This is a genomic window from Micromonospora yangpuensis (assembly GCF_900091615.1).
GTDB classification, from domain to species: Bacteria; Actinomycetota; Actinomycetes; order Mycobacteriales; family Micromonosporaceae; genus Micromonospora; species Micromonospora yangpuensis.
Genome location: NZ_FMIA01000002.1, coordinates 4,982,599 through 5,003,615, shown reverse-complemented (window position 1 = coordinate 5,003,615; position 21,017 = coordinate 4,982,599). Strand labels below are relative to the sequence as shown.

Annotated in this window: 28 protein-coding genes and 1 tRNA gene; 12 read left to right on the top strand and 17 right to left on the bottom strand. The window is 70.8% G+C overall.

Translation table 11 applies throughout. The features are described 5' to 3' along the window. The first annotated feature begins 136 nt into the window (after window positions 1–136). From GA0070617_RS22505 to GA0070617_RS22495, 3 genes are all read left to right on the top strand, one after another. Window positions 137–213 (top strand) — tRNA-Ile (locus GA0070617_RS22505). Between the two features lie 117 nt (window positions 214–330). Continuing rightward, window positions 331–723 (top strand): hypothetical protein, encoded by a 393-nt coding sequence (locus GA0070617_RS22500; RefSeq protein WP_091442161.1) that lies wholly within the window; start codon window positions 331–333, stop codon window positions 721–723. Continuing rightward, window positions 720–1,250, top strand: a complete 531-nt coding sequence (locus GA0070617_RS22495; RefSeq protein WP_091442158.1) for a DUF6036 family nucleotidyltransferase — start codon at window positions 720–722, stop codon at window positions 1,248–1,250. Before GA0070617_RS22500 ends, GA0070617_RS22495 begins: the two co-directional genes overlap by 4 nt. Before the next feature lie 127 nt (window positions 1,251–1,377). On the opposite strand, the gene GA0070617_RS22490 is transcribed toward GA0070617_RS22495, so the two are convergent. The 5 genes from GA0070617_RS22490 to GA0070617_RS22475 are packed head-to-tail and all read right to left on the bottom strand — an operon-like array spanning window position 1,378 to window position 3,436. Beyond that, entirely contained in the window at window positions 1,378–1,752 is a 375-nt protein-coding gene (locus tag GA0070617_RS22490; RefSeq protein WP_091442155.1) for a type II toxin-antitoxin system VapC family toxin, read from the bottom strand. Continuing rightward, window positions 1,749–2,003: a type II toxin-antitoxin system Phd/YefM family antitoxin gene (locus GA0070617_RS22485; protein WP_091442152.1), complete on the bottom strand. Its 255-nt coding sequence runs from the start codon at window positions 2,001–2,003 to the stop codon at window positions 1,749–1,751. The genes GA0070617_RS22490 and GA0070617_RS22485 overlap by 4 nt, the downstream gene beginning before the upstream one ends. A 55-nt stretch (window positions 2,004–2,058) precedes the next feature. Next, the gene (locus GA0070617_RS22480; RefSeq protein WP_342341797.1) at window positions 2,059–2,550 is read right to left on the bottom strand and encodes a hypothetical protein; all 492 of its coding nucleotides are present in this window, start codon (window positions 2,548–2,550) and stop codon (window positions 2,059–2,061) included. Beyond that, window positions 2,499–2,795, bottom strand: coding sequence for a DNA polymerase beta superfamily protein (locus GA0070617_RS32220; protein ID WP_342341796.1), 297 nt, complete (start codon window positions 2,793–2,795; stop codon window positions 2,499–2,501). The genes GA0070617_RS22480 and GA0070617_RS32220 overlap by 52 nt, the downstream gene beginning before the upstream one ends. Further along, a complete protein-coding gene (locus GA0070617_RS22475; RefSeq protein ID WP_217628868.1) occupies window positions 2,795–3,436 on the bottom strand; it encodes a phosphatase domain-containing protein in 642 nt (213 codons plus the stop codon). Before GA0070617_RS22475 ends, GA0070617_RS32220 begins: the two co-directional genes overlap by 1 nt. A 13-nt stretch (window positions 3,437–3,449) precedes the next feature. Here GA0070617_RS22475 and GA0070617_RS22470 point away from each other — a divergent pair, with 13 nt between their 5' ends. The 3 genes from GA0070617_RS22470 to GA0070617_RS22460 are packed head-to-tail and all read left to right on the top strand — an operon-like array spanning window position 3,450 to window position 4,450. Next, entirely contained in the window at window positions 3,450–3,704 is a 255-nt protein-coding gene (locus tag GA0070617_RS22470) for a FitA-like ribbon-helix-helix domain-containing protein (RefSeq protein ID WP_091442149.1), read from the top strand. Beyond that, the gene (locus GA0070617_RS22465; protein ID WP_091442145.1) at window positions 3,686–4,102 is read left to right on the top strand and encodes a type II toxin-antitoxin system VapC family toxin; all 417 of its coding nucleotides are present in this window, start codon (window positions 3,686–3,688) and stop codon (window positions 4,100–4,102) included. The genes GA0070617_RS22470 and GA0070617_RS22465 overlap by 19 nt, the downstream gene beginning before the upstream one ends. A gap of 33 nt (window positions 4,103–4,135) precedes the next feature. Further along, window positions 4,136–4,450: a helix-turn-helix domain-containing protein gene (locus GA0070617_RS22460; protein WP_091442142.1), complete on the top strand. Its 315-nt coding sequence runs from the start codon at window positions 4,136–4,138 to the stop codon at window positions 4,448–4,450. A 58-nt stretch (window positions 4,451–4,508) separates the two neighbouring features. On the opposite strand, the gene GA0070617_RS22455 is transcribed toward GA0070617_RS22460, so the two are convergent. The 10 genes from GA0070617_RS22455 to GA0070617_RS22415 all read right to left on the bottom strand — a co-directional run bounded on the left by GA0070617_RS22455 (window position 4,509) and on the right by GA0070617_RS22415 (window position 11,675). Further along, window positions 4,509–4,763 carry a Txe/YoeB family addiction module toxin gene (locus GA0070617_RS22455; RefSeq protein ID WP_018216555.1) on the bottom strand — a complete coding sequence of 85 codons (255 nt, stop codon included), beginning with the start codon at window positions 4,761–4,763 and terminating at the stop codon, window positions 4,509–4,511. Continuing rightward, on the bottom strand, window positions 4,760–5,044 hold the full coding sequence (locus GA0070617_RS22450; protein WP_018787151.1) for a type II toxin-antitoxin system Phd/YefM family antitoxin: 285 nt from the start codon (window positions 5,042–5,044) through the stop codon (window positions 4,760–4,762). Before GA0070617_RS22450 ends, GA0070617_RS22455 begins: the two co-directional genes overlap by 4 nt. Window positions 5,045–5,158: 114 nt before the next feature. Then, the gene (locus GA0070617_RS22445) at window positions 5,159–5,410 is read right to left on the bottom strand and encodes a hypothetical protein (RefSeq protein ID WP_091442139.1); all 252 of its coding nucleotides are present in this window, start codon (window positions 5,408–5,410) and stop codon (window positions 5,159–5,161) included. Between the two features lie 2 nt (window positions 5,411–5,412). Then, window positions 5,413–6,597, bottom strand: a complete 1,185-nt coding sequence (locus GA0070617_RS22440; protein ID WP_091442136.1) for a helix-turn-helix domain-containing protein — start codon at window positions 6,595–6,597, stop codon at window positions 5,413–5,415. Then, a complete protein-coding gene (locus GA0070617_RS30760) occupies window positions 6,594–6,761 on the bottom strand; it encodes a hypothetical protein (protein WP_175440624.1) in 168 nt (55 codons plus the stop codon). The genes GA0070617_RS22440 and GA0070617_RS30760 overlap by 4 nt, the downstream gene beginning before the upstream one ends. Then, complete coding sequence (locus tag GA0070617_RS30755) at window positions 6,758–6,931, bottom strand: hypothetical protein (protein ID WP_175440623.1); 174 nt, start codon at window positions 6,929–6,931, stop codon at window positions 6,758–6,760. Before GA0070617_RS30755 ends, GA0070617_RS30760 begins: the two co-directional genes overlap by 4 nt. A gap of 162 nt (window positions 6,932–7,093) precedes the next feature. Continuing rightward, on the bottom strand, window positions 7,094–8,281 hold the full coding sequence (locus GA0070617_RS22430; RefSeq protein WP_229688460.1) for a helix-turn-helix transcriptional regulator: 1,188 nt from the start codon (window positions 8,279–8,281) through the stop codon (window positions 7,094–7,096). Window positions 8,282–8,765: 484 nt separating this feature from the next. Beyond that, window positions 8,766–9,587 (bottom strand): ABC transporter ATP-binding protein, encoded by an 822-nt coding sequence (locus GA0070617_RS22425; protein WP_091442128.1) that lies wholly within the window; start codon window positions 9,585–9,587, stop codon window positions 8,766–8,768. A gap of 43 nt (window positions 9,588–9,630) precedes the next feature. Next, entirely contained in the window at window positions 9,631–10,653 is a 1,023-nt protein-coding gene (locus GA0070617_RS22420) for a FecCD family ABC transporter permease (protein ID WP_091442124.1), read from the bottom strand. Then, the gene (locus tag GA0070617_RS22415; protein WP_091442121.1) at window positions 10,650–11,675 is read right to left on the bottom strand and encodes a FecCD family ABC transporter permease; all 1,026 of its coding nucleotides are present in this window, start codon (window positions 11,673–11,675) and stop codon (window positions 10,650–10,652) included. Before GA0070617_RS22415 ends, GA0070617_RS22420 begins: the two co-directional genes overlap by 4 nt. A gap of 102 nt (window positions 11,676–11,777) precedes the next feature. Between GA0070617_RS22415 and GA0070617_RS22410 the strand changes: the two genes are divergently transcribed. Both GA0070617_RS22410 and GA0070617_RS22405 read left to right on the top strand, forming a co-directional pair. After that, complete coding sequence (locus GA0070617_RS22410; protein ID WP_091442118.1) at window positions 11,778–12,827, top strand: iron-siderophore ABC transporter substrate-binding protein; 1,050 nt, start codon at window positions 11,778–11,780, stop codon at window positions 12,825–12,827. After that, window positions 12,824–13,735 carry a siderophore-interacting protein gene (locus tag GA0070617_RS22405; protein ID WP_091442115.1) on the top strand — a complete coding sequence of 304 codons (912 nt, stop codon included), beginning with the start codon at window positions 12,824–12,826 and terminating at the stop codon, window positions 13,733–13,735. Before GA0070617_RS22410 ends, GA0070617_RS22405 begins: the two co-directional genes overlap by 4 nt. Here GA0070617_RS22405 and GA0070617_RS22400 read toward each other — a convergent pair. Further along, entirely contained in the window at window positions 13,677–14,714 is a 1,038-nt protein-coding gene (locus tag GA0070617_RS22400; protein WP_091442112.1) for a LacI family DNA-binding transcriptional regulator, read from the bottom strand. The genes GA0070617_RS22405 and GA0070617_RS22400 overlap by 59 nt on opposite strands. Window positions 14,715–14,785: 71 nt before the next feature. Between GA0070617_RS22400 and GA0070617_RS22395 the strand changes: the two genes are divergently transcribed. Next, window positions 14,786–15,778 carry a P1 family peptidase gene (locus tag GA0070617_RS22395; protein ID WP_091442108.1) on the top strand — a complete coding sequence of 331 codons (993 nt, stop codon included), beginning with the start codon at window positions 14,786–14,788 and terminating at the stop codon, window positions 15,776–15,778. Between the two features lie 373 nt (window positions 15,779–16,151). Further along, on the top strand, window positions 16,152–17,207 hold the full coding sequence (locus GA0070617_RS22390; RefSeq protein WP_091447038.1) for a LysR family transcriptional regulator: 1,056 nt from the start codon (window positions 16,152–16,154) through the stop codon (window positions 17,205–17,207). Here GA0070617_RS22390 and GA0070617_RS22385 read toward each other — a convergent pair. After that, window positions 17,126–17,965, bottom strand: a complete 840-nt coding sequence (locus tag GA0070617_RS22385) for an aldo/keto reductase (RefSeq protein ID WP_091442103.1) — start codon at window positions 17,963–17,965, stop codon at window positions 17,126–17,128. The two genes, GA0070617_RS22390 and GA0070617_RS22385, sit on opposite strands and share 82 nt — an antisense overlap. Before the next feature lie 372 nt (window positions 17,966–18,337). Between GA0070617_RS22385 and GA0070617_RS22380 the strand changes: the two genes are divergently transcribed. After that, entirely contained in the window at window positions 18,338–19,729 is a 1,392-nt protein-coding gene (locus GA0070617_RS22380; RefSeq protein ID WP_091442100.1) for an aldehyde dehydrogenase family protein, read from the top strand. Further along, window positions 19,719–21,011 (top strand): aminotransferase class III-fold pyridoxal phosphate-dependent enzyme, encoded by a 1,293-nt coding sequence (locus GA0070617_RS22375; protein ID WP_091442096.1) that lies wholly within the window; start codon window positions 19,719–19,721, stop codon window positions 21,009–21,011. The genes GA0070617_RS22380 and GA0070617_RS22375 overlap by 11 nt, the downstream gene beginning before the upstream one ends. Window positions 21,012–21,017: the final 6 nt, after the last annotated feature.

Sequence of the window (21,017 nt, the reverse complement as noted above, 5' to 3'; positions counted from 1 at the left end):
GACCGCCGGACCAGCTGCGCGCTGTTATTCTCGCGTTGCTCATCGTGCGGTCGCCGCCCGGCGGGAGCCCACCGGCCGGCCGAACCGCCGGTGGCCGACGATCGACCGGGCGGGTTAATATCCGGCGCGCGTTGTCGGGGCGGTAGCTCAGCGGGTTAGAGCAGGGGACTCATAATCCCTCGGTCGCGGGTTCGAGTCCCGCCCGCCCCACCACGTTGATCTTCCGCGCGGACCAGTCGACCCGGGTCGCCCAGCGGCGTCCTGCCTGGCCGCCGGACGCGGACGGTGGCTCGCCACGGATCGGCCGTTGGATGTACTAGCGTCGAGGGAATGAGGAACCGCGCTGCGAGGTACGAGCCACTGACGGTGGCACGCCTGGGTGCTCTGCTCGTGGGATCCGACGAGACGCGACGATGGCGGCTGGTAGCGGAGTTTCTTGAGGAGTACCGCTGGGAGCCAGCCGAGATGCGCGCCGGTCTCCTGGACCAGGAGCCAACGTCTACCGGTGACGAGCACTGGGATGTGTTCCTCGCGGCACTGGCCGAGCACTTGGCGGCCAAGGACGGGCGGGGTGCGCCGCCGTGGGTCGAGACACGGTCGTTGCGGCGGTTCTGGTTCCCCTTCAACACCCGGGCGGCCCGGGTCGACGCGGTGGTACACGCGCCAGCAGCGTTCCGTCGCCGGGGCGTGTACGTGTCGGCGCAGGAGTTGAACGTCGCGTGAGCCTCGATGATCCACTGCTGGACCGCACGGCGATCGGGGATGCCTTCCGGCGGCTCGGGGACCGGCTGGCGAGGCGAGGTGTGGTCGCCGACCTCTACATCTTCGGCGGGGCGGCGATGGCGTTGGCCTACGACGCGCGGCGGGCTACTCGGGACATCGACGCGGTGTTCCAACCTCATGGCATCGTGCTTGACGAGGCTCGTGCGGTAGCGGATGAACTCGGCCTGCCGCACTGGTGGCTCAATGAGCAGGCGAGTGCGTATGTCGCGCCGGGAGGCGATGCGACGGCTCCGCGCGTCTTCGACCACCCCGGCCTGCGGGTGTCGGCGGCATCTCCGGAGCATCTGCTGGCCATGAAGGTGCTTGCCGCACGGCGGCGGGACGCGGAGGACATCCGCTTCCTGGTTGACCACCTCGGGTTGAGCAGCGCGGAGCAGGTCCTCGCGCTGTGCGCGGAGATCTTCCCCGAGGAGGAGGTCCCCGGCCGGGCAAGACTCGTACTCGACGACGTCTTCGAAGACTCGTAGGTCCGTTATCGGGCTTTTCACCCCGCACGAAAACTGCGCAAGCGCAGCGGCAACGGCTCGCCGGCGATCGTGGCGGTGGCGGTGTGGTTCGCATGGTGGTACCTCCGGCCCACCGGAACGGATCTGATCACACCTTGAGGACGTCCACGTCGTACAGCGCTATCGACGCGTCGCGGGAGGCGAGGGTCAGCCCTTCGGTGATTGCCTGTGCCACCAGCATGCGGTCGAAGGGATCGCGGTGATGCGATGGCAGGCGGCCGGCGGCGATGGCGTGGGCGTGGGTCACCGGGATTTCCCGGAAGCCCATGTCTCTTACCCGCTCCGCGAGGTCGGGAGGTCCGGCGAGCTTCCCGGCGCCCTGTTTGATGGTGATCTCCAACAGGGTGACCGGGGAGAGGAAGGTGTCCGGCTCGTGGCGTAGTCGGTCGGGCAACTCGGTGCCGAGGGTCGCATCGCCGGTGCTGGCCCAGAGCGCGACGTGCGTGTCCAGCAGCAGATTCATGCGCCGATGCCGAAGTCGTCGGCGATCTCGGCCTTGGTCTGTGGTGAGTCCCAGTCACCGGAGAGGTCCAGTTGGCCGGCGAGGGAGCCGATCGCGGTGCGGTTGGCCCGCCGTACCAGCGGTACGACCTTCGCCACCGGGGTGCCCGCCCGGTCGATGATGATCTCCTCGCCGCGTTCCACCCGTTCGATGATGCGCGACAGGTGGGTCTTGGCATCATGCATGTTGTAATGCACGGCCTCAGCCGACATGGCCCGACCTCCTCGCTTAGCTAAGCGATTAGTTTGGCCTGCTTGGCGGCATGCGTCAGCGGCCTTGGCTGCTCGGGCCCGGTTGCCAGACGCCGTCCGAGTCCGTGGGGTCCAGGTAGGCGCGGCGTACCCGCAGCAGCCACGCCTCCACAGTCGCTCGGTCAGGCTCGGCGGGCAGCACGGACCGGACGGAGTCGAACCGTGCCTCGGCTGCGGCGAGCGCCGGCCGCGCCAGGTCCGGGTTCTCGGCGACCGCGTTGCCGAAGTCGATGTACCGCTGCGGGTTGTCGACCCGGATCGGAAGAATTCCGGTGGCGTAGAGGGTGAACCCCTGGTCGAGTAGCCGCAGCAGGTGACGTCCGTGTTTGGCCTGCCGATTCCGCATCTTCGACGCGAACTGGCCGGTGTCGACCATCCGTTTGAGCTGGGAGGTGGCGTACCCGAAGTAGGCGTCGCGGGTGCCCTTCGCCGACAGGAACGCCCGCCGGATGGCGATCAGGTCGTTGCCGAGGGGGTGCGTGTCTCGTACAGGTCGTCGGGCAGCCACAGGAGTTCGGTGACGGTGGGGTTGCCGCCGAGCATCAGTGTGGCGGCTTTCGCCGCCTCGTGAAATGTGGCGTCCGGGTCGTGCTGGACGATGGTGGCGTCACGGCCAGCGGGCGGGTGAAGTCCGTGGAACGCGACCGTCGGTGCCGCGTACACGCCGAGCCGGTCGATGTCCGACTGTGGGCCGGCGAGCCCGTAGGCGGTCGAGCCGACGATGCCGCTCAGCAGCAGGTTGCGGGGCGTCATCAGAAGTCACCCTCGGCAACTTGGAGGCAGGCCAGGCCCAGTTCGTGTCGCCACATCCGCACCACCTGGTCGCGGTCGTCGATGACGAACGCAACCTCGTGCTGGCCTTGGACGTGGGTGCGGTACAGCTCCGCTTTGATGATGGAGTCCTTGCGGTTGTCTTTCTCGGTGCGCATGTGCAGTTCGTGGTAAGGCACCTGCTGGGCGGCGAGCCACATTTCCGTTTGCAGGCGGCACACCTCGTCGCGGCCGGAGAGCAGGATGATGCGGTGCCGTCCTGCGGCGGCGAGGGTCTGTACGAGTTCGATGACTGCCGGGTTGGGGTCGTCCTCGCCTACCCGGTGCCAGTGGTAGGGGCTGCGGGTGCCGGTGCGCAGCGCGAGGGTGCCGTCGATGTCGACCAGGACGGCGCGGGGGAGGGGGCTTATGGTTGTGATCCTCGGTGCCTGGTGGTGGGGTTGATGGCGGTGAAGCCTTCGATCAGGGCCCGGACGTTCGGCGCCAGGTCCACGGCCATCACACGTACACCTTCTCGCATCGCGCCCAGCAGGCGGCTCCCAGGTACGAGTAGTCGAGGGCGATCCTGCGGAACAGGGTTCCGGAAGATCCCGGTCTTCCCCGCCGACTGAGCCATCATCCATGCATAATGCATGCATGGTGGCTCTGCAGATTCGGGACGTGCCGGAAGAGGTGCGCGATGCGCTGGCGGCTCAGGCCAAGGCGCGTGGGCAGTCGCTCCAGGCGTACCTGTTGGAGTTGGTGGAGACGCAGGCTCGGCGGTTGCGCAACACCGCGGCTCTTGATCGGTTCGCCGGCCGATCGGACGGTGTCCGGTCCCTGCCGGGGGAGAGTGCCGCCGAGCTGGATGACCAGCGGGAGCAGCGCGGACCGTGGGGGAGCGCGGCGTGATCGTCGTGGACGCGTCGGTTCTGGCCGATGCCCTGGTTGACGACGGGTTGGTGGGCGACGCGGCGCGGGCGGAGCTGACCGGGGATCCGCACTGGGCCGCGCCGGGTCATCTGCTGGTCGAGGTCATGTCCGTGATCAGGGGCAAGGTCATCGGCGGGAAACTCGGCCTGACTCGGGCCCAGGAGGCGATCGAGACCCTGCCGTCGCTGGTCATCGACGAGGTGGGCGTCGCAATGCTGGTCGACCGGATGTGGCAGTTGCGGGGCAATGTCTCGGCGTACGACGCGGCGTATGTCGCGGCGGCGGAGTTGCTGGCCTGCCCCCTCGTGACCGGTGATGGTCGGCTCGCCAAGGCCAGCGGCGTCCGCTGCGAGATCCGACTGCTCGCGACATCCTGACAGTGCCTTCGAGAGGAAGCGGAGGGAAAGCTGATGAGCGACTTCCATGACTGGGACGACATCCGGGCCGAGTTGCACGATGGGGACGACGACGCGCTCGATGCGGAACGTGCCCGTACCGAGGCGTGGGTCAGTGCGTTCCACCTCGCCGAGGAACGCAAGCGTCTCGGTCTCACCCAGCGGCAGGTGGTCGAGCTGATGGGAGTCACGCCCGGCAGGGTTAGCCAGATCGAGAACGGCGACCTGGAAGCCAACGAGGTGGCGACTCTCAGCCGGTACGCACGAGCGCTCGGTGCCCGAATGCGGATCATCTTCGACTACGGCAGCGATCTCCGCCAGATCGCATGACGACGGCACGCGGCTGCCGCGGGGCCGTGCCCCTCGGCGGAGGGCGTGGTCCTCCACCTCATTCGTAGTGGTAGCGGCACTGCGCGATCTGCACTGTGTCGTCCATGATCCGGTATACGAGGCGGTGTTCCTGGTCGATGCGTCTCGACCAGAATCCCGCCCAGTTTCCGCGGAGCTGCTCCGGTTTGCCGATGCCCTGGTGGCCGTTGCGTCGGATGTCCTCGATCAAGGCGTTCACTCGTTTGAGCATCTGGCGATCTCGTTGCCAGGTCAGATAGTCTTCCCAGCCTCGTCCGGCGAACTGGACCTTCACGCTGCCGACGCCTCGCCTGAACTGGCGTCGGGGTCGATCAGGTCGTGCATCTCCCCACCCCCGTTACGCAGCTCTTCGACGGCTTCATTCAGACGGCGCGCGTTGGCGGGACTGGCCATCAGGTAGGCCGTCTCCTTCAACGACTCGTACTCGCGCAGCGAGATGATGACTGCGGCCTCCCGGCCGGAGCGGGTGACCACCACTTCCTCGGCGTCGTCCACGACATGGTCGAGCATCTTGGCCAGGTTCTGCCGGACTTCTGAGTAGGGAACGGTGCGCATGCTGCTGCCTCCCAAACGTTACGTACAATAAATTGTACAAGCGTGCCGGGGTTGCTCGTCAGATGGTCCGACACAGGTATCCCCAGCATGACCCGGACCGGCCCCCGTGCGTAGTTACTGAGCCGCCACCGCGTCGTACAGGACTTCGAGGCGGACGGCGACGCGCAGGCACCATGGTCGGGCGCACGCCGACGGGCCGGCGCATTCCGGTAGGTGGCCGCGTACCCACATCATTCCCACCGGTGCGTCGCCGGCAGACGCGATCGCCACGGCCACCGTCCGCACCTCCAACGGCACGGTCCCGGGCAGCCCCAGGTGCGACGCCCAGTCACCGGCGGCGAGCGACAGCCGCGTACCGGCCGGCACCCTCACCACGCACCGCGCATGCCGGCGGCCTGCGCCACGGCCAGCAGGTGTGGGCTCGGCCGGGGCGACCCGGTCAGGACCTCGGCCAGGACCGCTCGCCCGGCGGGGCGTACCCGTACCTCGGCGGGTGCGAGTCGGTCGGCGTCCAGCAGTGCCCGCCCGGCCGCTGCCGGATCGCCGGTGGCCAGGTGTGCCGGTGCCATGTCGATCAGGTACGCCGCCCGGTGCTCGACGGGCAAACTCCACCATCGATCTTGTACGGCCAGCGCGGCGTGCAGCTCCACGGCACCGCTCACGTCTCCCAACGCGACCGCTGCGGTGACCCGAGCCGCCTCGACCGCCGCCCGCTCCGGACTGTCCGGCCCGGTCAGGGTCGTAGCTTCGGCAACCAGCTCCCGGACCGTGGGTGGGTCGTCGTGTTCGGCGGCGGCAAGCGCGGCCTGGACGAGCAGCGCCGCGCAGGCTGACCGTTCGGATGGCGTACCCGCATCAGGGGTTAACGGGGCGATCTGGTGGGCGGCGGTGATCGTCGTTTCGAACGCGGCCCGGTGCCGGCCGGCGGCCCGTAGGGCGGTGCCGAGGGGCAGGGCCGCTGCCGCTGCCAGGAGTGGTTCGTCGGTGGCAGTGGCTACGGACAGACCCCGGTCGGCTGCCAGCCACGCCAGCTCGTGGACGCCGAGTTTGACCAGGACCAGGGCGGTGAGCCGGTACGTGCGCACCTGTAACCCTGGCCGTGCCCGGGCGGCCAGGTCATGGCCGTCATCGAGCAGACCGGGCAGTAACCGGAGCAGTGCCGGGTACTGGGCGTGCTGGTACATGGCGTCGGCGTGCACGATCCGCGCCCGATGCTTGTACGGGTCAACCGGAACGTGATCGGCGGGCAGCCGCAGGATGCCCGGGTGTCGGGTGAGCGCCGCTCGAACCGGGTCGACCCCGACGTCCGGGTTGCTGATGGGCTCGACCGGGGTGGGCGGGTTGGTGTCGTCGACGAGGACGTCCGCCGTCACGCCGAGGGTGTCGGCGACCTCCTGGAGGACCGACCACTTGTCGAGGCGGCGTACTCCACGTTCGACCTTGTCGACCCAGCTCTTGGACTTGCCGAGGCGGTCGGCGAACACCTGCTGCGACATGTTGCGCCGCGCCCGCCAGTACGCCACCCGCCGGCCGACCGGCAGATCGTTGGTCACGACGCCACCCTGGCGAGTTGAGCCCGCCACCAGTCCACCTCGCGGCAGGTGGCGACCGTGTCGGCGGTGCACCGCCAGCAGGGGTGACCGGCCTCGTGCTCGGCCAGGACCCGACGGGCGACCACGGCTATCGAGAGCGGGTCGGTCGGCTCGTCGACGCTCACCGCCGACCTCTCCGTCCGACGCGGACGGCCTGCGTGGTGTCGTCGAGCGGAGTCCGCTCGGCGGCGGCCTGATCGAGAATCCGCCGCCTGGCCGCCTCCCGTTCGGCGACCTGATCGACAATCTTCGCCGGTATCTCCGGATCGGGCTGCCGCTGGGCACGTTCAGTCATCGCCATCCCCTACGTCTGGTGCCGGGGAACGGCTTTACTCAGGCGCGCACCCCGGAGAGATTTGGAGGCGGCGGTGGTTGCACACATCGCTGGATCGGAAGGGCCACCGCCGCCCTACCTGAGAAGGTAGGGCGGCTTCAGTGACGAGTTCCTAACAGTCAGTTAGGAATTGTCCGGGTCTAGCGGATCGATCCCGAGTCGCACCGCCAGGTCCCGCAGCTCATCTGATCCGCGTCGGCGGGCGTCCCGCACCATCTGGCCGGTGATCTCCCGTACCTGCGTACGCGACCGTAGTTCCTGCGCCGAGATGTCATCTGCCGCCAAGAACTGTCGCACGGCCCGCTCGCTGTCGCCGGCAAGGTAGTGGCCCCGGCCAGCGTCGATGTGCAGACGAGCCCTCCGCTGAGACGCCCGTAGGGCGGTCCGGTCGACGCGCCGGGCGTACTCCGGCGCCCGCTCCGGCTCGCCGTTCTCCAGGGCGATGGCCACCTGCCACGTCGTCACGTTCGCTGGCGAGAACTCCATCCGCCACCGGTCCGGCCCGTTCGCCCGGCGCAGTGCGTCATCCGCTTCCGCGTAGTGGGTGGCCGCATCGTCACTGCGGCCGAGGCCTGCGGCGGAGATCGCCGCGTGCAGGTGCAACAGCCCGTACCAGGAGGCCATGTCCCCGGTGGCAGTGTCGCCGACCTGCTCGGCCGCCGTGGCGGCCAGGGTGAGGGAGCGCCGCTGCGACCCGCCGGTCAGCGCGACCTGGGCGGTGGCGAAGTTGGCGGCTGCGATCTCGTCGGGCTCACCGAGCTGGCCGGCGGCGAGCTGGGCGCGCTCGGCCAGCCGCATGGACAGGTCGACGTGCCCGAGGCTCTTGAGCCCGACCGCGCCAGCGAACGCCACCCGAACGAAGAGGGACAGGCCCTGTCGCTCCGTCGCCGCCACGCGGGCCAGCTGTCGAGTGTCCGTGACCAGGCCGGGAAGCATCGCAGCGTACGCTACGTAGTCACAGGCCATCCGGGCCCGCATGACCTCCTGGGCTCGCCGGACAACGTCGTCGACGTCGGGCAGTGGGCCGTCCGGATCCTCGTCGAGCGCCCGCCGAATCCCGGGGGCAGCCGAGTAGACGGCCAACTCGGAGGCGTCACGAGGCTGCCGGGGCTGTGCGGTCAGATCTTCGACCCGCACACCCAGGGCGGTCGCCAGTGCGATGATCAGGGACCGCTTCGTCACGGCACGCTTGCCACCTTCGATCATGGCGATGTACGGGCCGCTCACTCCGACCCGATCGGCGAGCTGTTGCTGGGTGAGGCCGGCGGTCGTTCGCCATTTCGAGATGCGCAGTCCGATGTAGTCGGCCACGATGCTCCTCCCGCACGAGGTGCTGCCCGGAGTCCGCACGAATCCAGGGCTGTGCATCGACCGTACGTGGTGTGATCGATGGCTGCTACTGTGACTCGCACGTAGAGGGGCCGGACCGCACTCCGGCCCCGCCGTTATGGTGCACGAGGCCTTGCCGCGCAGCTGCCGGGGAACGTTGTGGATGTGGCCTTGACTTCGACATTGGCGGTGTCCCCGTCCGACTCGCGCAGCGTACGTATCAGATCGTCCAAGTCCTCGGCGATGCACGAAATGTCACTGCACCCGCGTTACATTTCAAGGTTCGGGGATCACATTTGACGTTGCCGGATCGGAGTCAGCGGGCCTCGCCCCGGCGATCGTGACAATGTGCTTCGCTGTTGGTTACCAGGGCTGCTCGTCACGCATCGCCGCGAGTGGTAGGCCTTGTCAGCGAAGGTCATCATGGTGGCGCTGTCCGGGCCGGTCAGCGTCGTGGCTTCGCCGATCAGCTCCCGGACCGTGGGTGGGTCGTAGACGTACGGCGGGAGGATTCGGGGAACACCGCGGGCGTGCCCGTCACCGGATCGGGCACGACCCGGCAGGACAGCCCGAACACCTCGGCGACGAGGTCCGGGGTGAGCACCGTCGACGGGTGACCGGTCGTGGTGACGTGACCGTCGCGCAGCACCACCAGGTCGGTTGCGTAGCGGGCCGCTTGGTTGAGGTCGTGCAGGACGGCGACCACGGTTCGTCCACCGGCGTGCAGGTCGGCAAGCAGGTCGAGAACCTCGTACTGGTGGGCGATGTCGAGGTAGGTGGTCGGTTCGTCGAGCAGCAGGATCGGGGTGTCCTGCGCCAGCAGCATGGCCAACCAGGCGCGTTGCCGCTGGCCCCCGGAGAGTTCCGCCAGCATCCGGTCGCCGAGCTCGGTGGTCCCGGTGACGGCCAGCGCCGCGGTGACCGCCTGTTCGTCCTGCGACGTCCAGCGGCTCAGCGCCGACCGGTGCGGATGCCGTCCGCGTAGCACCAGATCGGTGACGGCCATCCCGGCCGGTGCCTCGATGCCCTGGGGGAGTAGCCCGACGGTGCGGGCGTACTGTCGCCGGCTGTAGCCGCGGATGTCGCGGCCGAGGACCGCGACCCGGCCCTCGCTCGGCCGCAACACGCGGGCGACGGTACGCAACAGGGTCGACTTTCCGCACCCGTTCGGTCCGATGAAGACGGTGAAGCTTCCCTCGGTGATCCGTAGGGAGACGTCCCGGCAGACGGTTCGACGGTCGTAGCCGACGGTGACCGAGTCCAGCTCGATCGCGGGTGGGGTGGTCATGGTTGCCTCCGAGGCGGCGGATGCGGTGCGAGACGGGGGCGGCTCACCTGGTTCTCCCTCGCCAGGTCCAGGCCAGGACGAGAGCCAGGTAGCCACCGCCGACGACGCCGGTGACCGCGCCGACGGGCAGCTGTTGCCCGGGGACGAGTCGTTGGGCGAGCTGGTCGGCGGCGAGCAGCAGGGCGGCGCCGAGTACCGCGCTCGTGGTCACCAGGGGAGCGGCGACCCGGGTGAGCCGGCGGGCCAGGTGGGGGGCGGCCAGCGCGACGAAGCCCACCGGCCCGGCGCCGGCGACACCGACGGCGGTGAGCGCGACCGCCAGGGCCGTCGCGGTGAGACGTTGGCGGCGGACGGGTACGCCGAGGCTGAGTGCCTTGTCCCCGCCGTTCTCGATGAGTCGCAGTCCCCGGGCCGCCAGTACGGATGGCGGCAGCAGCACGGCGAGCGCGCCGAGCAGCAGCGACAGGTGGTGACCGCTGCCGTTGAGGCTGCCGACGAGCCAGACGGCGGCGTTCTGCGCGTCGGTCACCTCAGCGCGGGTCAGCAGGTACGCGTTGACGGAGGTGAACAGGGCGGACAGCCCGATCCCGACGAGGATGAGGCGCTGCCCGGTCCCGCCGAGCAGCAGTGCCGCCCCGGCGACGGCGGCACCGCCGAGAGCCGCGCCCACCGCCGGGGTGAGTCGGGTGTCGTGGAGAACCAGCAGGACGACGAGGGCTCCGGTGGCAGCGCCGACGGTGAAGCCGACGATGTCGGGGCTGCCCAGGGGGTTTCGGCTGGCGCTCTGGAAGAGAGCGCCAGCCGCGCCGAGGGCCGCCCCGACGGCGAGTGCGGTGCCGATCCGGGGCAGCCGCAGCTCGAACAGGACGAACCGCAGGCCGGGGTCGCCGCCTCCGGTCAGCACCGGCCACAGTTCGTCGAGCGGTGTGGCGTACCGGCCGCTGGCCAGGGCACCGACGGCCAGGCCGGCGCTGAGCACGAGCACGACGAGGCAGGCCAGAGTGGTGCGGCGGGTCTGCCGACGGAGCGTACGTCGGCCCGGACCGCTGGTGGGGGCGGTGGTCATGGTCGGGGAATCCTCCGGGCGCGGACCAGGGCGATGAACACGGGGGCGCCGATGGCGCCCATCACGATCGCGACCTCGATCTCTCCGGGGCGGGCCAGGAGCCGGCCGATCACGTCGGCGGTGATCAGCAGGATCGGGCCGAGCAGGCCGCTGTAGGCGACGGTCCATCCGAGCCGGGGGCCGCAGATCGCGCGGGCGGCATGGGGGACGGCGAGTCCGAGGAAGCCGATGGGGCCGGCCACGGCGGTCGCGCCGCCGCAGAGCAGGGTGGTGGCGACCAACGCGAGCAGCCGGGTACGGCCGGGGCTGACGCCGAGGGCGGTTCCCCCGTCGTCGCCGAAGCGCAGCACGTCCAGCGGTCGGATCACGGTCACGGTGACGGCCAGGCCGGCGAGCAACGCCGGTGCCGCCGTGAGCAGGGTGGACAGCGGCTGGTCGGCGAGGCTGCCGACGGCCCAGAAGCGGTACCTGTCGAATGCGGTCTGGTTCAGCAGGGTGACACCGGCGACGGCACCGGTCAGGCAGGCGCCGACGGCCGCGCCGGCCAGGACCAGCCGGCCGTCTTCGGCCGTACCCGGGCCTCGGGTGCCGCCGATGACGGTGACCAGGCCGGCGGCGACGCCCGCGCCGAGCAGGGCGAGTAGGAGGTGGCCGTGCTGGCTGGCCACCCCGGCGAGGATGCCGGCGACCACGGCGGCGGCGGCACCGGCGTTGACGCCCAGCAGCCCCGGGTCGGCGAGGGGATTGCGGGTCAGCGCCTGCATGAGGATGCCGGCGAGCGCCAGTGCCGCTCCGACGCAGATCGCGATCGCCGTACGGGGTAGCCGGACCTGCCAGATGATCAGACTCGCCTCGCTGTCGCCGTGGGCGACGAGTTCTCTCCACACGGTGCCGGGCGGCAATGGCAGGGCGCCGACGACGAGGCTGGCCGCGATCGCTGCCAGCAGGGCGAAGGCGCAGGCGAGCAGCCCGGCGGCGAGCAGGCGGGGGCGGCGTAAGCCGGTGGGGGTGGCGACCGACACTGTGACTCACTTCATGGTGGAACGTTCCATCGCTGGCTAAGGTAAACCTACCCTAAGTCCTTGGGATATCTCTTTCCGCCGCCCCTCAGAGGATCGAATGCCATGTCACACACCCGCCCACGCCGGCTGAGAACTCTCCTGACCGCCGCCGCACTGTCGCTCGTCACGCTGGTGGCCGGCGGTTGCGCCGGAAGCGGGGCGGGCCCGGCGGACCCGGCGTCCGGATCGTCCAGCGCCGCGTTCCCCACCACGCTCAGCCACGCCTTCGGCGCGACCACCGTCGCCGCCAAGCCCGAGCGGATCGTGGTGGTGGGCCTCAAGGAACAGGACTACTTCCTCGCCCTCGGCGAGGTGCCCGTCGCGATCCGCGACTGGTACGGCGACATGCCGAACGCGACCTGGCCGTGGGCCCGTGGGCGGCTCGGCGAGGCCAGGCCGGAGGTCCTGGCCCGAGCCGAACTCGACTACGAACAGATCGCCGCGCTACGCCCCGACGTCATCGTCGGGCTCTCCTCCGGCATGTCCCGGCAGGAGTACGACCTGCTCACGAAGATCGCCCCCACCGTCGCCCAGCCAACGGGGGACGGCAGCTGGGCGGTGACCTGGCAGCAGATGACCAGGGCCGCCGGACAGATCACCGGTCGCAGCGCCGAGGCCGAGACACTCGTCGCCGAACTAGAACAGCGGATCGCCTCGGTAGCCGGCGCGCATCCCCGCCTCAAGGGTGCCAGCACCGTGTTCGCCTCCACGTACGAGGGCCAGTACTACCTGTTCAGCCCCGAGACCACGGCCTCGAAGGTCCTGCTCGACCTCGGGCTGACCATGTCACCCGAGGTGACCGCGCTCACCGACAACGCCAACCAGTCCGCCACCATCAGCCGGGAACGGTTCGACCTGACGGACGTCGACGTCGCCGTCTGGTCCGAGGCGGCCGCCGACCCGGGCGTGACCGCGCTGCTCGGCGACCCGCTCTACACCCGGCTGGACGTACGCACCCAGCGTCGCGAGGTCTTCCTCGGCACCGAGGCCAACGGCGCGCTGGCGTTCGCCTCCGTACTGAGCCTGCCCTACGTACTGGACAAGATCGTCCCCGCGCTCACCGCCGCGGTCGACGGGGACCCGGCCACCGACTCGGAGTACAGCGCGAAATGACCGACACGCTCACCCGGCCCGGCTTCTGGACCGCCACCGTGCACGAGGTCCGGCGGCTGACCCCGCACCTGCAACGGGTCGTCCTCGGCGGTCCCGGCCTCGCCCGCTTTCCCTCCCTGGGCGTACCGGACGAGTCGGTGACGCTCTACTTCCCCCGCCCCGGCGAGCCGGCCCCACCGCCGATGACCTCGCGCGGCGAGGTGTGGGGCTACCACGACGAGCAGTACCCGCCCACCGGTCGTAACTACTCCATCCGCGCCGTCGACCCGGTCGGGGCGCGGCTGACCATCGACTTCGCCCTGCACGACCACGGCCCCGCCACGTCCTGGGCGCGGCGGGCCGAAACCGGCACCGGTCTCCTGCTGTGGCGTTGCCGGGCCTGGTTCCGCCCACCGGCGGACACCCGATGGCTGGTACTCGCCGCCGACCTGGCCGGGCTGCCGGCCGCGACCCGCATCGTCGCGGAACGCACGCCCGGCGTCCCGGTACGGGTGCTGGTGGACCTGCCGGACATGGCCGACGCCCGCGACCTGTTCGCCGCCGCCGGCGACGATCCCGCCGTGCACGTCGACGTACGGGTCGGGGTCGGCAACGGCCATGAGGCGGGTAGCCTCGTCGACCGGCTGCGGGAGATGACCCTGCCGGACGGCCCCGGCTACGTCTGGGTCGCGGGGGAGGCCGGCGAGTGCCGCCAGGCCCGGTCCGTGCTGCGCACCGTGCACCGGCTGCCCCGCGACCGCGCCGTCTGCGTGGGCTACTGGCGCACCGACGCGGCCGACTGGGAACGCCGCTACGCCCGCTTCCGTCCCCTCCTCGACGAGGTCTACCAGGACGGTCTCGCGGCCGGGCTCAACCCGGTGGAAGCCGGTGACCGGATGGAGGAGGCACTGGAACGGATGACGCGGTGACCGGCTGCGACCCCCGGGTGGAGTCCCGCCACCACAGGTGGACCGGGTGCTCGTAGATCCCACCCGGGCCGCCACCGATCAGGTCGTCGAGCAGGTCGGCGCAGCGGCGTCCGGCATCCAGCGGCGACAGGTCGAGCGCGGTGATCGGCGGCTGTCCCAGCCGCAGGGCACTCGACTCGGTGGCGCTCGCCAACAGGACGTCCCGCCCGACCTGGCGGCCGAGCCGGTGCAGCACCTGCACGGCCGTCGGGGCGGTGTCCACCGAGGCGCACACCAGGGCGTCCACCCCTGGCTGGGCGAGCACCTGTTCGACCGCCCGGAACACCTCCGACGGCGAGGGCACCCACGGATGCTGCGCCACCACGGTGGGCACACCGTGCCGGGCACACCAGTCGCGGTACCCCGCCGCCAACTGCGCCGCCCAGTCGCCGGTCTCCGGTGGTGCCACCAGGGCGGGACGCCGGGCACCGACGACGGCCATCCGGTCCAGCAGCCCGGTGACCGCCCGGTGGTGGTCCGCCCAGAGCACGACCTCCGGGCGCATGCCGTCCGGGGGCCGTTCGAAACACACGACCGGCATGCCGCCCCGCATCAGGACCGGCACGAACTCGTCGTCCCGGTGCGGGTCGGCCACGACCACCCCGTCGAGCGCGCGGGGCGACCGGTGCTCGGAGGCGGTCAGGATGGTGACGTCCCGGTCACGGGCGGCGGCCCGCTCCATGATGCCGAAGACGAACCGCATGTAGAACTCCGACGTGGACGGCACGCCGGGAACGTAGACCCCGATGATGCCGGTGCGGCCACCCCGCAACTGCCGGGCCGCGCGGTTGGGGACGTAGCCCAGTTCCGCCATCGCCGCGCGGACCCGCTCCCGGGTCGCCTCGGAGACCCTGCCGGAACGCGACAGCACATTGGAGACCGTGGACTTGCCGACTCCCGCCCGGCGTGCGACGTCGTGCAGCGTGACCGGACGAGCCATCAGCCCAGTCTAGGCAACCGGACACCGGTCGGAACACGGCACCACACCACCCACGGAAGACGGTGAGTCTCATGTCCAAGCACCAGCCGGCCCCACCGCGTACGTCGTCACCCATCGGCAACGACCATCGGCACCGACCCGCTGTGCTCGGCGCGGCGGGCGACGGATGGGTCGAGTTCGACCTGCCCGGCGTGGCGATCGGCACCGCCGAGTATCCCGACGGGCCGACCGGTGTCACCGTGCTCAGCCTTCCCGGCGGTGCGCGTACGGCCGTGGACAAGCGGGGCGGGGCAGTGGGGGTCAGCGGTGGGTTTCCGTACCATCATGCGTTGTGCTTCGCCGGCGGGTCGAGCTTCGGCCTCGCCGCGGCGTCCGGCGTCTACGACGAACTGCTCCGCCGCAACGGCTACGCGACCGACTTCGGCAGCCTGCCGGTGGTGTCCGGGGCCGTCGTCTACGACTTCACCCCCCGGGACAACGCCGTCTACCCGGACGCCCAGCTCGGTGCCGAAGGGTTGCGTGCGGTACGCACCGACCGGGTGGCCGTGGGGCGGGTCGGCGCCGGTGTCGGCGCGACCGTCGGCAAGGTCGACAACGCCCGCGCCGAGTGGGGCGGGCAGGGTGCCGCCTTCGCCCGGGTCGGCGCAGCCCGGCTGCTGGTGCTGACCGTGGTGAATGCCATGGGCGTGGTCGTCGACCGTGCCGGTGAGGTCGTACGGGGCAACCTCGACCCGGAGACCGGCCGGCGTCGCCACCCGGCCGAGGACTACGCCGAGCTGATCGCGGCGGCTACGCCGGACCTCGCACCGCCCGGTGGGAACACCACCCTGACCGCCGTGGTCACCAACGTCCGGATGACCGACACCGAACTCGCCCAGTTCGCCACCCAGGTGCACAGCTCCATGCACCGGGCGATCCAGCCCTTCCACACCATCGCCGACGGCGACACCCTGTTCGCTCTGACGACCGACGAGGTGACGGTGCCCGCCCCGTCCCTACGGCTGGGTACGGTCGCCGCCGAACTGGCCTGGGACGCCGTCCTCGCCAGCGTCGACACCCCATGACGAGTATCCTCCGTAACGGTCGGAGCATTCCCGCCCGCGTCACCGTCGGACCGACCAGGCGTGGCGCGACGGTCCTGACGGGGGTCTCGGCCCGCGGGATCTCGGGCCGGACCGGCCGGCTCCGGGCTTTGCCGCGGCAGGACGGCGCTGACCGGAGATCCGCACCGGGCCGCGCCGGCAGCGGGAGTGTCGCGCAACAGTCTCGACCGGCCCGGACGGTCCGGCCGTCGGCACCGTCCGGTCATGTCGGCGCGCGGCACGGCTGTGCCGGCATCCCCCACACGACCCCCTGCTGCGCTACGTGCTGGCGCGACTACTCATTCCGCTGCTTGAATGTCGGTGAGCGGCCGGCCGGGTTCGGGAGGTGGGAGCCATGCTTGAACTGACGTTGCTGCGTGCGCTGCACGCGGTCTCGACGGGCGGCTCCATCAACGCCGCGGCGGAGGCGTTGCACATCACCAACTCGGCGGTGTCCCAGCGGCTGGCCAAGCTGGAGCGCGACGTCGGTCAGGTGATGTTGGAGCGGCACGGCCGGGGCGTGCGTCTCACCGAGGCGGCCAAGCTGCTGGTCGACCATGCCGAGCAGATCCTGTCGCTGGTCGACGTGGCGGTGACCGCGTTGGAGGACCACCGGGGTGCGGTCACCGGGAAGATGTCGATCGCGGCGTTCCCGACCGCGGCGCGTGGCCTGGTGCCGAGCAGCATGTCCCGGCTGCGCGCGGCGTTTCCGCAGCTGCGCATCGTCCTGCACGAGCAGGATCCGATCGACTCGGTCCCGCGGGTGGTGCGCGGCGACGTCGACATCGCCGTCGTCCAGGACTCGTTCAACTCGCCGCTGTCCCTGACCGGCGACCTGGAACGGGCCAGCCTGCTGGACGACGTGGTCGACCTGGCGCTGCCGGTCGACCATCCGTTCGCCGACCGGGTCAGCCTGGACATCGCGGAGGTGGCCCGGGACACCTGGGTGAGCTGGCCGCGCGGCACCGTGTGCGGCGACTGGCTGCGGCTGACGCTTCGGGAGTACGGCGTCAACGCGCACATCGAGCACGCGGTGGCGGAGTACGCCACGCAGCTCTCGCTGGTCTCCGCCGGGTTCGGCATCGCGTTGATCCCCAGGCTGGGCCGCGATCCGGTGCCGCCGGGGGTGCGGTTGGTCCGCATCACCCCGACGCTCGCCCGGCACGTGTACGTGGTGTGGCGGGCGGAGACCGGCAACCGGCCGGCGGTCCGGGCCACGGTCGACGCGCTCGTGGCCACCGCCGGCGAACTCGGCGACCGTGCCCAAGACGGATCGGGCGACCCGCGGGAGCGTGCCGTGCTCCCGTTGCGCCGGCGGGCCCCGCTCGCTCAGCCGGTCTCGGCGGTCAGCTCCGCGACCTGCTCGGTGGTGAGTTCCAGCGACCCGGCGGCGACGTTCTCCTCCAGGTGAGCGATGGAGCTGGTCCCGGGGATCGGCAGGATCACCGGTGACCGGTGCAGCAGCCAGGCCAGGGCGACCTGGGCGGGGGTGGCGTCGAGCTGCTTGGCGATCCGGCCCAACGCGCCGTCGGAGCGGGTCAGGTCGCCGCTGGCGATCGGCACCCAGGGGATGAACACCAGGTTCTCCCGCTCGCAGTAGTCCACCACCTCGTCGTGCTTGCGCTGGCTGAGGTTGTAGAGGTTCTGCACGCTCACCACCTCGATCTGCCGGCGGGCCTGCTCCAGTTGGGCCACGGTCACCTCGGACAGTCCGATGTGCCGGATCTTGCCCTCCTCCTGGAGCTGCTTGAGCGCCTCGAACTGCTCCTCGGCGGGGACCTTCGGGTCGATGCGGTGCAGCTGGAACAGGTCGATACGGTCGAGGCGCAGCCGGCGCAGGCTCAGCTCGGCCTGCTGCCGGATGTACTCCGGCCGGCCGAGCGGGCGCCACTCGTGACGCGACGGCCGGCTCTGCCCGACCTTGGTGCCGATGACCAGTCCCTCCGGGTAGGGGAACAGCGCGTCGGCGAGCACCTCCTCGTTGCTGCCCGGCCCGTACGAGTCGGCCGTGTCGATGAAATTCACGCCAAGTTCGACGGCCCGGCGGGCGACCGCGTGCGCGGCTGCCGGGTCGGCGGGCGGCCCCCACACGTCCGGTCCGGTGAGGTGCATCGCGCCGAAGCCGAGGCGGTGGAGCGGCAGGTCGCCGCCGAGCACGATCGTTGACATCCAGGGAACCCCTTGAGCGATCCGGAACGGGCTTTGTCGTCATCCTGCCCTAATCCGGCCCCGGGAACTCCTAAAAGTTTGTGGACAATATTGTTCAGTGTTGCTTTATGGCCCGCTCTGCGGCTTTCGGGTGGCGATCGCGGCGATCCAAATGGGGCTATGTCGAGACTTTTTTAACGGATTCCCGTCTCGGCATAACTGCACTTCGAGGTCGTTTCGGATCTGTGAAGTGACGCTTAACGGTACCCCGCAGCCTTTTTCAGAGCCCCATTCACCCGGCATCCGGCAAACTGTTGTCCGCGATGAGGTAGCGGTTCCGGATGGCTGTGAACATGCGAGTTCGGCCGCCCGGCGCATCGAAGGAGACCATCTGTGCAGACCGGTGTCGAAGGGGTTCTGGACCGCGCCCGTCGAGCTCAGGACGAGTTCGCCTCGTGGCCGCAGCACCGGGTCGACGAACTGGTCGCGGCCGTCGGATGGTCCTGCTACCGCGAGGACAACGCCCGCACGATGGCGGCGATGGCCCACCAGCACACCGGGCTGGGCGACCCCGAACACCTGTACGCGCTGCACCGCAAGCGGGTGCTCGGCACGCTGCGCGACATGCAGGGCGCGACCACCGTCGGGGTGCTGGAGGAGCACCCGGAACTCGGACTGCGCACGCTGGCCAAGCCGTTGGGCGTGGTGGCGCTGATAACCCCGGCGACCGCGCCGTGCTCCGCGGTCGCCTGCACCGGCCTGCAACTGCTGAAGACCCGCAACGCCGTGATCTGCAGCCCGAACCCGTCGGCCCAGGCGGCCGTCGACTTCACCATCGAGCTGATGCGGGCGGCGTTGCGTGAGGTGGGGGCCCTGCCGGACCTGATCCAGCGGGCCGGGCCCGCCACCCGGCGGACGGCCGAGGAGATCATGCGGGCCGCGGACTTCGTGGTGGCCTCCGGCGGAGCCAGCACGGTCCGGCGGGCCTACCTCAGCGGTACGCCGGCCATCGGCGCCGGCGTCGGCAACCCGACGGTGGTGGTCGACGAGACAGCCGACCTCGACCTCGCCGCCGAGAAGATCGGTGCCGGGGCGAGCTACAACAACGGCACGTCCTGCTCCTCGGAGAGCAACCTGCTGGTGTCCCGGCAGGTCGTGACGGAGTTCGAGAACAGGCTGCGCGCGCTCGGGATGCACACCTGCGACCCCGGCGAGACGGCCCGGCTGCGCCGGGTGATGTGGCCGGACGGCAGACAACTCGACCGGGCGGCGATCGGCCGTCCCGCCGCGGCGCTGGCCGCCCGTGCCGGCATCGAGCTGGCCGACCCGGCCAAGACCACCGGGCTGATCGTCCCCTTCGACCGGGTCGACGTGACCGATCCGCTCTTCGGCGAGAAGCTCTCACCGGTGGTGACGATGGTCGCCTACGACTCCTTCACCGAGGCGGTCGACACCGTCGACGCCGTCATCCGGCACTGCGGCAGCGGGCACAGCTGCGGCATCCACACCGGCCGCACCGACCGGGTCGGCCTCCTGGCCGAGCGGATCGGCGTGGCGCGGGTGCTGGTCAACCAGTCCACCGGCGCGGGCAACAGCGGCAACTTCGACAACGGACTGCCGTTCACCTCGATCCTGGCCAGCGGCAGTTGGGGCGGCAGCACCCAGTCGGAGAACGTCACCTGGCGGCACTTCATGAACCGCACCACGATCTCCCGGCCGGTCCGCGAGCGGCTGCCCGACGAGAACGCCATCTTCGGCGCGTACTGGGATCGTCATGGTGTCTGACCCGGTCTTCCACCCCTGGTCGGCGCAGGCGAAGGTGGCACAGGAGACGGTGGCCGGCGGCGCCGGCGCCTGGTTCTGGAACCAGGCCGGCGAGCGGTGGCTGGACCTGCACTCCCAGCTCGGCAACCTGAACCTGGGACACCAGCACCCGGCGGTCGTCGCCGCGATCCGCGAGCAGGCCGGGCGGCTCTGCACGCTCGCCCCGTCCTTCCGCGCCGAGGTGCGCGACGAGGCGGCCCGGCTGATCCTGGAGGTCGCCCCGGCCGGCAGCCGGTCCGTGCTGTTCACCACCGGCGGTGCCGAGGCCGTCGAGCACGCGTTGCGGATGGCCCGGGTGGCCACCGGCCGGCCGAAGATCCTGGCCGCGCACCGGTCGTACCACGGGGCCACCGAGGGGGCGATGGGCGTGACCGGCGACCCCCGGCGTTGGCCGCTGCCGACGACCGGGGCCGGTACCGTCCGCTTCTCCGGACCGTACCGGTACCGCTCCGACTTCCACGCCAGCACCGACGCCGAGGAGCGCGACCGGGCCCTGGACCACCTGCGCCGGCTGGTGGCGTACGAGGGGCCGGCGAGCATCGCGGCGGTCATCGTCGAACCGGTGGTCGGCAGCAACGGCGTCCTGGTCCCGCCGGACGGCTACCTGGCCGGGGTCCGTGCGCTCTGCGACGAGCACGGCATCCTGCTGATCGCCGACGAGGTGATGACCGGCTTCGGCCGCTGCGGGGCCTGGTTCGCCAGCGACCTGTGGCAGGTCCGTCCGGACCTGACGACCTTCGCCAAGGGCGTCAACTCCGGGTACGTCCCGGTCGGCGGCGTCGTGGTCGGCGAACGGGTGGCCGACCACTTCGCCGAACGGCCGTACCCGGGCGGGTTGACCTACTCCGGGCACCCGCTGGCGTGTGCCTCGATCGTGGCCTCGATCGGCGTCCTGCGCGACGAGGGGCTCATCGAGCGGGCCGCGCGGCTCGGGGCGACCGTGGTCCGGCCGCTGCTGGACGACCTCGCCGCCCGGCTGCCGGTGGTCGGTGAGGTCCGTGGCACCGGCCTGGCCTGGGCGATCGAGCTGGTGGCGGACCGGGCCACCCGGGAGCCGCTGGTGCCCTACGACGCACCGGGCCGGCCGCACCCGCGGATGGTCGAGATCCTACGGGCCTGCCGGGCGCGTGGCGTGTGGCCGTTCGTCGCCGCCAACCGGGTCCACCTGTTCCCACCCCTGGTCATCGACGAGGACGACCTGCGCGCCGGGGTGGCCGAGGTCGGCGCCGCCCTCACCGGATGACCACCT